The sequence below is a fragment of the Mesorhizobium sp. M0152 genome (assembly GCF_040322415.1).
Taxonomy (GTDB): Bacteria; Pseudomonadota; Alphaproteobacteria; order Rhizobiales; family Rhizobiaceae; genus Mesorhizobium.
This window is the reverse complement of record NZ_JAMYTH010000001.1, coordinates 52,529-66,279: the sequence shown is the minus strand read 5'-3', so window position 1 is coordinate 66,279 and position 13,751 is coordinate 52,529. Positions and strand designations below refer to the sequence as shown.

At 64.9% G+C, this 13,751-nt stretch carries 10 protein-coding genes; 3 read left to right on the top strand and 7 right to left on the bottom strand.

All coding sequences use genetic code 11. From position 1 onward, the window contains the following. Positions 1-7 precede the first annotated feature (7 nt). Genes folK through folP form a run of 3 tightly spaced genes read right to left on the bottom strand, consistent with a single transcriptional unit; the run spans position 8 to position 1,715 of the window. A complete protein-coding gene (gene folK / locus NKJ26_RS00275; protein ID WP_352692858.1) occupies positions 8-520 on the bottom strand; it encodes a 2-amino-4-hydroxy-6-hydroxymethyldihydropteridine diphosphokinase in 513 nt (170 codons plus the stop codon). Continuing rightward, positions 504-863: a dihydroneopterin aldolase gene (gene folB, locus NKJ26_RS00270; protein ID WP_027025200.1), complete on the bottom strand. Its 360-nt coding sequence runs from the start codon at positions 861-863 to the stop codon at positions 504-506. Before folB ends, folK begins: the two co-directional genes overlap by 17 nt. Positions 864-866: 3 nt before the next feature. Further along, positions 867-1,715 (bottom strand): dihydropteroate synthase, encoded by an 849-nt coding sequence (folP, locus tag NKJ26_RS00265; protein WP_352692855.1) that lies wholly within the window; start codon positions 1,713-1,715, stop codon positions 867-869. Between the two features lie 140 nt (positions 1,716-1,855). On the opposite strand from folP, the gene NKJ26_RS00260 reads away from it, so the two are divergent. Further along, positions 1,856-2,473: a DUF922 domain-containing Zn-dependent protease gene (locus NKJ26_RS00260; protein WP_352693290.1), complete on the top strand. Its 618-nt coding sequence runs from the start codon at positions 1,856-1,858 to the stop codon at positions 2,471-2,473. Positions 2,474-2,680: 207 nt separating this feature from the next. Beyond that, a complete protein-coding gene (locus NKJ26_RS00255) occupies positions 2,681-4,156 on the top strand; it encodes an MDR family MFS transporter (RefSeq protein WP_352692853.1) in 1,476 nt (491 codons plus the stop codon). A gap of 15 nt (positions 4,157-4,171) precedes the next feature. Here NKJ26_RS00255 and NKJ26_RS00250 read toward each other — a convergent pair whose 3' ends face one another. From NKJ26_RS00250 to NKJ26_RS00240, 3 genes are all read right to left on the bottom strand, one after another. After that, positions 4,172-5,206, bottom strand: coding sequence for an NAD(P)/FAD-dependent oxidoreductase (locus NKJ26_RS00250; RefSeq protein WP_352692851.1), 1,035 nt, complete (start codon positions 5,204-5,206; stop codon positions 4,172-4,174). Positions 5,207-5,529: 323 nt separating this feature from the next. Beyond that, complete coding sequence (locus tag NKJ26_RS00245) at positions 5,530-5,850, bottom strand: 2Fe-2S iron-sulfur cluster-binding protein (RefSeq protein ID WP_013895257.1); 321 nt, start codon at positions 5,848-5,850, stop codon at positions 5,530-5,532. Positions 5,851-5,949: 99 nt separating this feature from the next. Then, positions 5,950-6,318, bottom strand: a complete 369-nt coding sequence (locus NKJ26_RS00240) for an Hpt domain-containing protein (RefSeq protein ID WP_352599172.1) — start codon at positions 6,316-6,318, stop codon at positions 5,950-5,952. A gap of 276 nt (positions 6,319-6,594) precedes the next feature. Here NKJ26_RS00240 and NKJ26_RS00235 point away from each other — a divergent pair, with 276 nt between their 5' ends. Beyond that, positions 6,595-12,708, top strand: coding sequence for an apolipoprotein A-IV repeat region-like domain-containing protein (locus NKJ26_RS00235; protein WP_352692849.1), 6,114 nt, complete (start codon positions 6,595-6,597; stop codon positions 12,706-12,708). 394 nt (positions 12,709-13,102) lie between these two features. Here the strand turns inward: NKJ26_RS00235 and NKJ26_RS00230 are convergent, their stop codons facing one another. Beyond that, positions 13,103-13,711 carry an ABC-type transport auxiliary lipoprotein family protein gene (locus NKJ26_RS00230; RefSeq protein WP_502899486.1) on the bottom strand — a complete coding sequence of 203 codons (609 nt, stop codon included), beginning with the start codon at positions 13,709-13,711 and terminating at the stop codon, positions 13,103-13,105. Positions 13,712-13,751: the final 40 nt, after the last annotated feature.

Genomic DNA, 13,751 nt, shown 5'->3' with positions numbered 1-13,751 from the left:
TGCCGGGCTACCGCCGCCACCAGTCGCGGCCGGATGGCAGCCGCTCGATGCCGGCCGCGTCGACGGCGCCCAGGCGCTCCGACACGCTTCGGCCCCCGACCGCGAGATCAGGCGCGATCTCGGCCAGCGGAGCCAGCACGAAGGCGCGCTCCAGCATGCGCGGATGCGGCACCTCCAGTCCGGTCTCGTGAATGACGCGGTTGCCGAACACCAGAATGTCGATGTCGATCAGGCGCGGCCCCCAGCGCTCCTCGCGCACCCGCTTCAACTTGCGCTCCGCCTCGAGGCAGAGATCAAGTAGCGCCCGTGGCGAGAGCCTCGTCGACAATTCGGCGGCGGCGTTGAGAAAATCCGGCTGGTCGAGCTTGCCCCACGGCGGCGTGCGGTAGAGCGAAGAGACGGCGGCAACGCTCGTACCGGCATCGGCGTCGAGCAGACGCAGTGCTGCAGCCATCGAGGCCGCCGGATCGCCGAGATTGCCGCCAAGGCTGAGGTAAACGGTGTTATTCCGGCCAGACAACGGTCACCTCGACGTAATCGAGCACGCCGGGCACGGGTGCATTCGGCTTGCGCACGGTGATTTCGGCCTTCCGTATCTGGGGAAAATGCGACGTCAGCGCCTTTGCCACCTCCAGCGCCAGCGCCTCGATCAGGAAGCGCCGTTCGCCGGTGATGATTTTCTCGATCACGGCGAAGGCGACGCCGTAATTGACGGTTTCCTGGATGGCGTCATCGACAAGCGCCCGTCCGGGTTCGACGGTGAGCACCGCATCGACATAGAAACGCTGGCCGAGCGTCTCCTCCTCGTCCAGCACGCCGTGCCGGGCAAAGAAGGCGCAATTCTTCAAGCGGATGACATACATGGCTCAGCGTCCCGGTCTGGCGGTTTCCCGTGCCAGCATAGCATCCGCCACGGCCAGCGCGTCCACGTTGATTGCGACATCGTGGACGCGAAACAGATGCGCGCCCTTGAGCCTGAGGATGACGCTTGTCGCAGCCGTCCCGACGCCCCTGTCGGCCGCATCGCGGCCGGTGACGGTGCCGATGAAACGTTTCCGCGAAGTGCCGGCCATCAGGGGAAAATCGAGCGTACCGAGTTCGGAAAACCGTGCCATCAGGTCGAGGTTTTCAGCCGCCGTTTCCTTGGCGAAGCCAAAGCCGGGATCGAGCACGATACGACTGTCCGCGACGCCGTTCGCGTGGGCGATTTCCAGCGATTTGCCCAGGAACGCCAACTGATCGGCGATCACGTCCGGCAGCTTCTGGCGATCCCGTCCGGTATGCATGATGACAAGCCCGGCGCCTGTATCGGCGGCGACCCGCGCAATATCGGGCTCGCGTTGCAGCCCCCAGACGTCGTTGACGATATGGGCGCCGGCTGCGACGGCGAGCCGCGCGGTGTCCGCGCGATAGGTATCGACGGAAATCAGCACGTCGCCGGCGCTCGCCAGCGCCTCGATCACGGGCAGGATACGGGCCTGCTCCTCGCTGGCTGACAGGACGGTGGCGCCCGGGCGGGTCGATTCGCCGCCGACGTCGACGATCAATGCCCCTTCGTCGATCATGCGGCGCGCCTGGACAAGCGCCCTTTCGGGTGCATCGAACAGGCCGCCGTCGGAAAAGCTGTCGGGCGTGACATTGAGGATGCCGACGACCACGGCCTTGCCAAGGTCGAGATGGCGCCCATGCGCCAGGTGCCACCGCCTCGCCGTCATTGTTCGTCAACCATGGGGCACGTCAACCATGAGGCTTATCAACCGTGTGTGATCCGCTGCGGATCAATTCCGTTGCGCCGGCAACGGCCGTAAAGCAAGGTGGTCTAAGAGGCAACATCATGAAGCCATCCATGCTCGGTATGAAAACACCCCTGCTCTGTGCGCTGCTGCTTGCCGCGACCTCGCTTCCGGCGGGCGCGGCCAATCTCGTCAAGACGTACAGTTACTTCGCCGTCGGCGGCCGCACGCTCGACGATATCGAGACGCAACTCTCCAAACACGGGCCGCAGGTCAAAAGCACGGGCTCGCGCCATCCCGGCGCCACCCAGATGGCCTTCACCACCCGCATCAGCTACGCCGGGCAGTCCGGCTCCTGCCGGATCGCGGATGCCGTCGTGACCCTCAAGGTCAAGGTGATCCTCCCCCAATGGCGCCGCCCGCGCAAGGCCGATGCCGATGTGAGGCTGTTCTGGGACACGTTGTCGGCCGACATCAAGCGCCACGAGGAGCGCCATGTCGAGATCGCCAAGAATCACGCCCGCGACCTAGAGGACGCATTGAAGGCGACCTACCCGCAGAAGGATTGCGATGCGGCGAAAGCCAAGGCAGCCGGGATCACCGCCGCCATTCTCGCCCGGCATGATCGCGCCCAGCTGCAGTTCGACCGCGTCGAAAGCGTCAATTTCGAAAGCCGCATCCTGCGGCTCCTGCGCTACCGAATGCAGCGCATCGACAATGGCCAATTGCCGCCGGCCTGAACGTCGCCGAATTTTCCCGGTCCGGGCCAATTGCGCCGAAACATAGTGCCAGATTCGAAAAATTTTCGAGCGCCGGTCGAAATCGGCCTATACGGCACGACATATGTCGAGTTCGCCGTGGCGAGCTTCGAAACATCACTGCGGCCATCAACGCACCGCAACGGCCGAATGGCGCCGGCCAGGCCGCTCACATACGGATGAATGAACATGGACCAGACTGTCGACAGGCAGACGACGGTGAAAACCGACGCGCCGCTCAGCGAAAGCGAAAAGAACGCCATCATCGGCGGCGTCCTCTTGTCGATGCTTCTGGCCGCGCTTGATCAAACCATCGTCGCGCCGGCAATGCCGACGATGGCGCGCCTGCTCGGCCATGCGGAATATCTGCCCTGGATCGTGACCGGCTACCTGCTGACCGCCACGGCCATGGCGCCGCTCTACGGCAAGATCTCGGACGTTTATGGCCGCCGCCCAACGATTTACGCAGCGATCCTCATCTTTCTTGCCGGATCCCTGGTCAGTGCCATGGCGCCGAACATGCTGGTACTGGTCGTCGGCCGCGCAATCCAGGGCGCCGGTGGCGGTGGCCTGTTTGCACTGGCGCAGACGGTGATCGGCGACCTCGTGCCGCCGCGCGAGCGCGCGCGCTACGCGGCCTGGATCGCGGGCACCTGGGCGGTCGCCAGCATCGCCGGCCCGCTTCTGGGCGGCACCTTCGCCGAGCATCTGCACTGGTCGCTTATCTTCTGGATCAACATCCCGCTTGGCCTCTTCGCCATGGCCATCATCAACAAGCCGCTGAAGAAGCTGCCGGTCGTCGCGAGACACCACCGCATCGACGGGCTCGGCGCATTGCTGCTGGTCGCGGCCACCGCCTTGCTGTTGCTGGCGCTGAACTGGGGCGGCAGCACATATCCGTGGCTGTCGCGCGAAATCCTCGGGCTGCTCGCCTGTTCGGCGGTCATCTGGAGCGCCTTTGCGCTGCGGCTGTTGCGTGCCGCCGAGCCGCTGATCTCGCTCGAGGTGCTCGGCAACCCGATCGTTCTTGCCGGCACGCTGTCGATGTTTCTGCTGCAGGCCGCCAGTATCGGCCTCGCGGTCTACCTGCCGGTTTACCTGCAGTCGGTTCTCGGGCTTTCGGCAAGCGAATCGGGAACCGCCATGCTGGGGCTCATGCTTGGCACGGTTGCCGGCGCGACGTTCAGCGGCCGCACGCTTCCGCGTTTCTTTCACTACAAGCGGATCGCCATGGCAGGCATGATCTTCGCCATTCTCTGTCTCGGCGTGCTCAGCCTGGTGGCGGGACATGCCTCGCTGCTGGTCGTCGAGATCCTGACGACCTGCATCGGCCTGGGCAGCGGCACGACGTTTCCGGTTGCCACCGTGTCGGTTCAGAACGCCGTCGATCAGGCTCATCTCGGCGTCGCCACCGGCGTCCTGACTTTCCTGCGCTCGTTGGGCAGCGCGCTCGGGGTCGCCATCCTCGGCGCGGTCGCGCTTGGCTACGGCCTGCCGCTGGCCGGCGAAGGCGCTCAGGCGGTCAGCGCCACCGCCGAGGCCCCTGCGTTCGTCATGATCTTCCTGGTCGCGGCCGCAATGTTGCTCCTGGCGCTCGTCGCGCTCGGGCTGATGCCGGAAAAGCCGCTGCGCGGCCACCCCGAGGCTCCGGTGCTGGCGGACTAGGAACGGTGAACGGCGTTAAGAGGCTTCCACCACGCCGAGCTTCTTCTGCAGGCTGGTCGACGAGGTCGTGTACTGGAAGATGATGCGCTCGCCGGGGCTGATGATGCGCTTGGCGGCCTGGGCCATCAGCGCCACCTCGTGGAAACCCGACAGGATCAGCTTCAGCTTGCCGGGATACCAGTTGATGTCGCCGACCGCGAAGATGCCGGGCACCGACGTCTGGAACTTCTCGGTATCGACCGGAATGAGGTTCTCGTGAAGATTAAGCCCCCATTTGGCGATCGGCCCGAGCTTCATGGTCAGGCCGAAGAACGGCAGCATGCGGGTGCAAGGCACCTCGACGTCGCCGTCTGGCCCCTTGATAACGGCTGACGACAGCTGGCCTTCGGCGCCTGCCAGCCCGGTCACCTGTCCGACCTGGAACCCCAACTGCTTCATCTCGTGCATGGCATACATCTTGTTGACGCTGTCGGGCGCCGCACGGAATTCGGGCCGCCGGTGGACCAGCGTCACGCTCCTTGCCACCGGCTGCAGGTTCAGCGTCCAGTCGAGGGCTGAATCGCCGCCGCCGACAATGACCAGATCGTGGCCGCGAAAATCCTCCATCCTGCGCACCGAATAAAACACGCTCTTGCCTTCATAAGGTTCGATGCCTGGGATCGGCGGGCGTTTCGGCTGGAAGGAGCCGCCGCCGGCGGCGATCACCACCACCTTGGCCTCGAACACTTCGTTCTCGTCGGTGGTGACGCGGAAGCTGCCGTCCTCCAGTTTCTCCAGACTGGAAACCATGCGGTTGTAGGTGAATTCAGGCTTGAACGGCGCGATCTGCTCGAGCAGCTTGTCGACCAGCCCCTGCGCCGAGATCGAAGGCCAGCCCGGAATGTCGTAGATCGGCTTTTCCGGATAAAGTTCCGCGCATTGGCCGCCGGGCCGATCGAGGATGTCGATCAGGTGGCACTTCATGTCGAACAGGCCGAGCTCGAACACGGCGAACAGGCCGACCGGCCCTGCCCCGACAATGAGGACGTCTGTGCTGATGATGCCGGTCATGCTGTGTGCCTCGCTGCTGCGTTGGCGTGAGACTGCATGACCACCGGCCCGCTGCCAAGCGGCAGCGGCAAAAATCCGGGGCTCCCGATTCGGGTTACAAGGCTGGCGACGGCCAGTCCGCTGTGCCGGCAGCTATCGGTGATAGGAATTTTTTCTTGACAGGGTGAGTGCAGCTATGGTAGATATTTATTTATGGTGCTGAGTTGCGCCAGGGGCCCGCCGCATAGGCGGGTTTTCCGTTTCAATGCTCGATCAACAGCGCGCCGGCGAAGGCCCCGAAGAACCGTTAACCCGGATTCGTTGCCCTGGGTAAAATCGACTTTTCAGCCTTGGCGCTCGGGCACCCGCACGACGAGGCCATCAAGCGCGTCGCGCACCTTGATCTGGCAGGACAGCCGCGAGTTCGGCTGGACCTCGTAGGCGAAGTCCAGCATGTCCTCTTCCATCGCTTCCGGCTCGCCAACCTCCGCCGTCCACGCCTCGTCGACATAGACATGGCAGGTCGCGCAGGCGCAGGCGCCGCCGCACTCCGCCTCTATGCCCGGCACGGCGTTGCGGATGGCGTTTTCCATGACCGTCGAGCCGTTTTCGGCATCCACGTCGAAATGTGTGCCGTCATGGGCAATGAAGGTCAGCTTGGTCATTTGTCACCTGAGGGAGTTGCAGCCGAGATAATCACTCCGGCAGACAAGTCAACTGCCGCGCGAAAGCGCCGCTGTGTGACGTTTTTCCACAAACCGGGATCAGCGGCTGATGGCCGCGATGAAATCGCGCACTTCGTCGATCAGCACACCAAGCCGCTTGAGCGTCTGGCCGTCTTCCGGCTGCCGTTCGATCTCGCTGGCGCAATCGGCGATGGCGAAGGCGCCGACGCCGCGAGCCGACCCCTTCAGACTATGCGCCAGGAGCAGCCGGTCCTTGGTATCGGCATCGACTATTCTGTCGCGCACCGACAGCGCCTGCTGTACAAACAGCGCCAGCACCTCCTGCTCGAGGCTGCGGTCGCCCATCGTCTGCCGGGCAAGGTGTGCCAAATCGACAGGCCGGGACCGCCTGGTTCCCGATACGTCGCCCCCGGGCATTGAGAAGGCAATGCCGCTTTCGCCACGCATGAACTCGAACTCCGTTTTTCTTCGGCCGCCCTGAAAAGCTAGGCGAATCCAATGGACAACGGGTTAATGGATGGCCCGGAAAAATGTTGCGAAAACGGCGGAGGAATCACGCTTCCGTTAACCTTATATTTAAAGTTTTACGTATCCCGAGGAATGCATGTTTTCTTTACCCCCCTGTGTCATTACGATACGAGGGTCCATTTTCAGCCTCCTGCGAGCGGGCATCGAGAACCAGAATCATAAGACCGCGGCAGCTTAGTACAGGGTAGCGAAGGCATGGCGAAGAAAACAACGACGACCAGAAATCTCGACAGCGACGTGGCCAGGGAACTGGAAAAGGCGCTCGATATCGACCTCGGCGGCGACGTCGGAAGCGGCGATCTCGATATCGCGGCTTCGATGGAAGATCTGGAGGCGCAGATATCCCAGGCCGCCGACGAGCTGGCACGCGAGGGACGCAACCAGACGCCGGCTCCCGCAGCCAATCAAGCGCAGGCCTTCAACCAAACCCAGGCCGCGAAACCCGCGCCGAAGGCCAAGCAGGCAGAGCTGCGCCCCGTGGAAACGCGCAATGGCTCCCAGCCCGCGGGCTTCGCGCCGGCGAACGACGATCGCCAGAAAGATTACAAGACGCTCCTGCACAGCCTCAACAGGCGTGCCTCCAACACCATCTACTGGGTCATCGCCTTTGTCTCGCTCGCCTGGATCGCGGGCGCCGGCGGATTGGCCAACCTGCTTTTCGGACCGAGCATCTGGAATATCCGCACGCTCGACCAGTTCTTCGCCCGTCCCGAGCTGATCGGCCTGGCGGTCGCGGCGATCGTGCCGGTCATCCTGTTCTGGGCCTTCGCCACGATGATCCGCCGCGCCCAGGACATGCGCATTGCCGCGCAGTCGATGACGGAGGTGGCGTTCCGCCTGACCGAGCCGGAAAACCTCGCCCAGGACCGCGTCATGATGATCGGCCAGGCTGTTCGCCGCGAGGTCGCGGCCATGGGTGAAGGCATCGAACGCACGCTTGCCCGCGCCGTGGAGCTGGAAACGCTGGTCCACAGCGAGGTCAACCAGATCGAGCGCTCCTATTCGGAAAACGAGAACCGCATCCGTTCGCTGGTCGACGGGTTGGGCAGCGAGCGTGAGGCTGTCGTCAGCCATGCCGAGCGGGTCCGCGCCTCGATCTCCGGCGCGCATGAAACGCTGAAGGACGAAATCGGCGCTGCCAGCGACATCATCCGCGACAGCATTCTCAACGCATCGACCAAGCTGTCGATGACCATTACCAATTCCGGCGACACGCTCATCGACCGCATCAATGAAAGCTCGATGTCGATCTTCGATTCGGTGGAGGGCCGGCTCGACAACATCACCGACAGGCTTTCGACCTCGGGCGAAGCCTTCGCGAGCCTTCTCGACACGCGCATTGCCAAGCTGACGGACACGACGGACGGCCTGACCCGGTCGCTGACCGACCTCCTCGACGATCGCACCACCGGCATGGTGTCGCTGCTTGGCGGCGCCGCGCGTACCCTGAATTCCGAATTCGAAGCCAGCCTCAATGGCATCGAGCGCACGCTCGCCGAACGCGGCCAGGCGCTGATCAGCGAATTCCAGACCCGCGCCGAGGCGCTGGACACCGGCACGCAGAAGCTTAACGCCGCACTCGAGGCCCGTGCTCGCCAGATCAACGAGACGCTGGTCGAGCGCGCCCGCGAGATCGCCCACACCTTCGCCGAAAGCAAGGATACGCTGTCCGCGATGATCGATCAGGGCAAGACCCAGATCGGCGCCGACATGGCCGACATCGTCACCTCGACTTCGTCCATGCTGGAAGCCCGCGCCGGCGACTTCGCCGGGCGTATGGAAGCGGCGCGTCATGTCGTGTCGCGCTCCTTCGACGCCGACATCCAGCGGCTGGCCGATGCCCGCGCCGGCATCGAGGAAGCTGTCGAAAACCACAGCCGCAAGCTGTCCGAGAGCAGCGAGCGCATGGCGACCGCCATGCAGGCGGATCTGGCAAAATTCGCCGAGGGCCGCGCCGGCATCGATGAAGCGGTGACGAACCAGGTGCAGAAGCTGGCCGAAGGCCGCAACCTGATCTCGCGCGCGCTTGAAGAGGATCTGCGCAAGGTCAATGAATCGCGCGCGGCCATCGACGCATCGCTGGGCAGCCATCTCGAAAGGCTGGAGGAAGGCCGCAACAGGCTTTCGCAAGCCCTTAACGAAGACTCTGGAAAATTGGTGCAAGCCCGTACGATCATTGACGAAATGGTCGCCGGACACGTCGGCAAGCTTGCCGAGGGCCGCAACATCCTGTCGCGCGCGCTGGAAGCCGATCTCGGCAAGCTGTCCGACAGCCGTGCCAGCATCGACGGCCTCGTCGCCGACCAGGTCGAGAAGATCGCCGAGGGCCGCGCCGTGCTCGCCAAGGCGTTGGAAAACGACATTGTCGGCATCAAGAGCCTTATCGAGAGCCATTCCGCCACGCTGGCGAACGACCGGACGCAGCTGTCCAACTCGCTCGATCAAGACCTGTCCGGCATACGCGGCCTGATCGAGGGCCATGCAGGACGGCTGGCCGAGGACCGTAGCCTGCTGTCGCAGACGCTCGAGGCGGACCTTGCCAAGCTCGCCGAAAGCAGATCGAGCATCGACGGCCTGGTCGCCGGCCAGGTCGAGAAGCTGGCCGAGGGCCGCGATATCCTGAAGCGCGCGCTGGAATCCGACCTCAACACGATCAAGGGGGTCATATCGAGTCAGTCGGAAAAGCTGGCCGAGGATCGCGGACAGCTTTCGCGTGTGCTGGAAGCCGACCTGCAAAACGTGAATAGCGTGATCGCCGATCATATGAACAGGCTGGTTGAGGATCGTTCGACCCTGTCGAAGGCGCTGGAGGACGACCTCGCCAAACTGGCCGAGAGCCGTTCCAGCATCGACGGACTGGTCGCCGGCCAGGTCGAGAAGCTGGCCGAGGGCCGCGACATCCTGCGGCGTGCCCTGGAAGCCGATCTCAATGCGGTCAAGAGCACCGTTGCCGACCAGTCGCAGAAGCTGGTCGACGACCGGGCGGCGTTCGCCCGGTCTCTCGAAGCCGATCTCGAGAGCGTCAGGGGTCTCGTCAACAGCCATTCCGATCGCCTCGTCCAGGACCGCTCGACGCTGTCGCAAGCGCTCGAGGACGACCTTGCCAAGCTGGCCGAAAGCCGTTCCAGCATCGACGGGCTGGTCGCCGGCCAAGTCGAGAAACTGGCGGAAGGCCGCGATATCCTCAGGCGCGCGCTGGAAGCCGACCTGCAGAAGCTCTCCGCCAGCCGCGGCGATATGGACGAAATCATCGCCGGACATGTCGGCAAGCTGGCCGAAGGCCGCGATATGCTGAGCCGCGCGCTGGAAGACGATCTCGGCAAGCTTGTCGAGACCCGCAAGGACGTCGACCGCTCGCTGTCGGGTCATATCGACCAGATCGCGGCCAGGAGCACCGACATTTCCGCTGCGATCGCCGCCGATGTCGAGAAGATCGAGCAGGCGTTCAGCCGTCAGACCGGCATCATCGAGGAACGCGCCGGCACCATGGAGCGCGCGCTCTCGACTGGCGTCGACAACGTCCGCAACGTGCTCGAAAAGAGCGCCGTCTTCGTTGCCGGCGCCTTGCGCGAAAAGGTCCTGGAAGTCACCAGCGCGCTGCACGAACAGGCTGGTGCGGCGTTCAGCGACGCCGACCGCAAGATCGCCGAACGCGCCGAACAGACGTCGGCTGCCTTGCTGGCGAGGGCCGAAGACATCGCCCGTACCTTCGAGGAGGCCGATCGTCGCCTCCACGCCCGTGCGGAAGACACGTCGAGCGCCTTGCTTGCCCGCGCGGACGACACCTCCAACTCGCTTCTGGCCCGCGCCCATGAAACCGCCGACCAGCTGGCCGCTCGTGCGGGCCAGATCGCCGGCGCTTTCGATGCGGCGGATCAGAAGCTGGCCGCACGCGCCCAGGAGACGGCCGATCAATTGACCGCCCGCGCCCAGGATACCGCCGATCGCCTGGCCGCCCGAGCAAGCGAAATTGCCGGAACCTTCGACGCGGCCGACCAGAAGCTGGTTGCCCGGGCCGTGGAAACGGCACAGTCGCTGGCCGCCCGCGCCGGCGACATCCTGCGCAATTTCGAAAGCGCCGACCAGCGGCTCGGCGTGCGCATCGGCGAATCGGCCGAAGCGCTCGCCGCGCGCGCCTCGGACCTTGGCCGCATCTTCGATGCTGCCGATCAGCAGTTGGTCTCGCGCATCGCCGAGGGCTCGGAAGCACTCTCGTCGCGGGCTTCCGAAATCGGCCGCATCTTCGACGACGCCGATCAGCGTCTGGTCTCGCGCATCGCCAGCAGTTCCTCGGCCATCGGCGAGCACACGGAGACCATTGTCGGCGCCTTCGCCAGCACCGAGCAGAGGGTCGCCGACCGCGCGCGGCAGACCGGTCAGGAACTGGCCGTGCATGCCCGCGAGATCGAGCAGGCGCTTGCCGGCGCCGACGAGCGGCTTGCGTCGAGCGCGGCGGCCGCGGCCTCCCGTGTCGAGGAGCAGATCGCCGGCGTCGAGAACCGGCTCGCCTACACGGCCGAGACGATGGGCCAGAAGCTCAACGAGCAGGTGTCGAATGCCGAGGCACAGCTCGTCTCGCGCGCCAATGTGATCGCCGAAACCTTCACCGCGGTTGGCCAGCACATCGGCCAGAGCACCAACGACGCCGCCAAGACCATTGGCGCCAACACGCGCGAGCTCAACACCATGCTCGCGACGCGTTCGGCCGAACTGTCGAAGATACTGGACGAAACCGCCCGCCCCCTGGTCGAGCGCTTTGCCCAGGGCGGTTCGGACCTGCAAAAGAGCATGGAAGAGGTCACCGAACGCGCCACCGAGAAGCTGCGCAGCGAGAACGCGGCCCTTGTCGACGCGCTCGCCAGCCGTACGGCCGAGACCCTGTCGGCGGTCGAAGGCGCCCGCTCGTCTCTGTCCGACAGCGTCGCCGACCTTATCGGCCGCATGACCAAGTCCAGCGCGCAACTCGGTCAGTTGATCGAGCAGGCCGCCGTCAACCTCGGCGAGGTCGACGAACGCCTGACCGGCAGCACGCAGAGCTTCGCGGCCACCACCGAAAAGGCGGCGCAGACCTTTGCCAGCTCGGCGCGCCTGGTCGATTCGAACACGACAAGGCTGACCGACCTGTCGTCGTCGACATTGCGCGAAGTCGCTTCGATCGCCACCAAGTTCGACGAGCACAGCCGCCTGCTGGCCAGCGCCTCGGATCTCTTGAGCTCGGCCCAAAGCAACCTCGAGCACACGCTCGAAAGGCAGTCGTCGCTCGAGGACCTCGCCGTCGGCCTGGTCAAGAAGTCGGAAGATCTCGAACGGGTCATGCGCTCGTTCGAGAACCTCGTCGGCCAGACGCTGCAGAACGCCGAAGGCAAGACGATGGAATCGGCCGACAAGATCCGCAACGCCATCACCGATGTCGTCGATTCGGCAACCAAGCGCTTTGCCGACGCGACCGAGGAGATGCGGCGCACCGCGGGATCGATCAAGAGCGAACTCGACCTCACCCGCGCCGAGCTCAAGAAGGGCGTCATCGAGATGCCGGAAGAGGCAAAGGAATCGACCTCGGCCATCCGCCGCGCCGTTTCCGAGCAGATCAACGCCTTGAAAGAGCTCTCGGAAATCGTGGCCAAGTCTGGCCGCACCGGCGAAGGCTCCGAGCCCCGCAATCTGCGCCCGGCGCCGCAAGCGCCGGCCCCACGCGCAGCCGAGCCCCCACGCCGCGCTCCGGCGGCACCGCAGCCGGAGTTGCGCGCACCTCAGGCGCCGTTGGGCGGCACCGCGCTGCGCGGCGCGCTCGACATCGAGCGTCCGGCCGAATCGGCACCGCGCCCGCGTGCCGACACCAGCGCCCGCACGCCGCAGGGCGGCTGGGTACGCGATCTCCTGAGCGGGGCATCGCGTGAAGAGGACGCCAGGCCGGCAACGCCCGCGGAAGCCCCGCGCGCCGCACCTGCCCAGCGTTCGCCGCTGCATGTCGTGGAATCGCTGAACTCGCTCTCGGTCGATATAGCGCGCGCCATCGACCACGACGCCTCGATCGAGTTGTGGAACCGCTACCGGCGCGGCGAGCGTGACGTGTTCACGCGCCGGCTCTACACGCTGAAGGGCCAGCAGACGTTCGACGAGATCCGCCGCAAATATCAGGCCGAGGCCGAATTCCGCGCCGCCGTCGACCGCTACTGCGACGACTTCGAGAAACTGCTCAAGGATGTCTCGCGCAACGACCGCGACAACATCATGGCGCAGACCTACCTGACGTCGGACACCGGCAAGGTCTACACCATGCTCGCCCACGCCAGCGGCCGCCTGCAGTGATGAGGCGATAGGGCAAAGACAAAAAGGCGGGAAATTTTCCCGCCTTTTTCATTTGCCGGCCAGCAAGCTAGTGATGTGAGGCGCATCGGACATTATCAGTCGGCGCTGCCCCTCATCCGCCTGCCGGCACCTTCTCCCCGTACAGGACGGGGAGAAGACAGATGGCCGCGACGTCGGCGCCTGTTCCGCAGCGCCGGCAGTTGGCGAAACCATCTGCGACAGCCGTCTTTCTCCCCGTCACTATACGGGGAGAAATGCCCGGTCCACCCTCCGCAGCTGCTGCGTAGGACGGGCAGGGCAATGAGGGGCAGCGCCGGCGTCGACAGTTACTGCCGCCAGCCAAGATGACGACCCCATCCGCTTACCTTAACGCCGCAGCGTTAAGTGCTTCGGCTCAGATCGCCGAATCGGTCCAGCGCACGATCTGTTTGGCCGCATCGCCGAAGGCCGCGTCGAGCGCGCCGACATAGCCTTGATTGCCGCTGCCCGAGACGGGTGCGGTCGCCGTAAAGCTCTTGGAGGCCCGGACTTCGCCGTTGCGGTCGTTCAGGATCCGCACGAACAGGTCGACCTCGGCATGTTCGCCGCCCTCGACGCGCACCTCGAAGGAACGGATCTCGACGATTACCTGGTAGTCGATCGCCAAGCCCTCGCCCGGCTTGCCGACGCCGGCGAAGCTGCCCGAGCGCTGGAACGTCTCGGCCAGCCGCGCCTGCACGATCAGCGGCAGCCGGTCGGCCCATTGAGCGCCCTTGAGATACTGGATCGAGCGATCCGACGGCTTGATGACGATGTTCTGGCTGTCCAGCGCCTTGAGCGCGGAGGGCTGGGCGATCAGGATCTGACGGCGGCTGTGGCCATGCGCCTCGACCGAAGGCGCCGACAGTTCGAAGGTGTCGAGCGGAGCAGGCTTGCCGCCCAACACCGCGCAGCCGGCCAGCGTCAGGGCAAGCAGCGCCGCAGCCGATGTCAACCCGCCCGTTCTAACCCACACAGACTTCACGCGCGATCCCCGTTGTCCCCGGATCGTAAGATCAACCCGC

Excerpts from the sequence above, each read along its gene's own strand:
- NKJ26_RS00235 (WP_352692849.1), top strand. The coding sequence starts at position 6,595 with ATGGCGAAGAAAACAACGACGACCAGAAATCTCGACAGCGACGTGGCC.
- folP (WP_352692855.1), bottom strand. The coding sequence starts at position 1,715 with ATGACGGCGAGGCGGTGGCACCTGGCGCATGGGCGCCATCTCGACCTT.
- NKJ26_RS00260 (WP_352693290.1), top strand. The coding sequence starts at position 1,856 with ATGAAAACACCCCTGCTCTGTGCGCTGCTGCTTGCCGCGACCTCGCTT.
- NKJ26_RS00255 (WP_352692853.1), top strand. The coding sequence starts at position 2,681 with ATGGACCAGACTGTCGACAGGCAGACGACGGTGAAAACCGACGCGCCG.
- NKJ26_RS00250 (WP_352692851.1), bottom strand. The coding sequence starts at position 5,206 with ATGACCGGCATCATCAGCACAGACGTCCTCATTGTCGGGGCAGGGCCG.
- NKJ26_RS00240 (WP_352599172.1), bottom strand. The coding sequence starts at position 6,318 with ATGCGTGGCGAAAGCGGCATTGCCTTCTCAATGCCCGGGGGCGACGTA.
- folB (WP_027025200.1), bottom strand. The coding sequence starts at position 863 with ATGTATGTCATCCGCTTGAAGAATTGCGCCTTCTTTGCCCGGCACGGC.
- NKJ26_RS00245 (WP_013895257.1), bottom strand. The coding sequence starts at position 5,850 with ATGACCAAGCTGACCTTCATTGCCCATGACGGCACACATTTCGACGTG.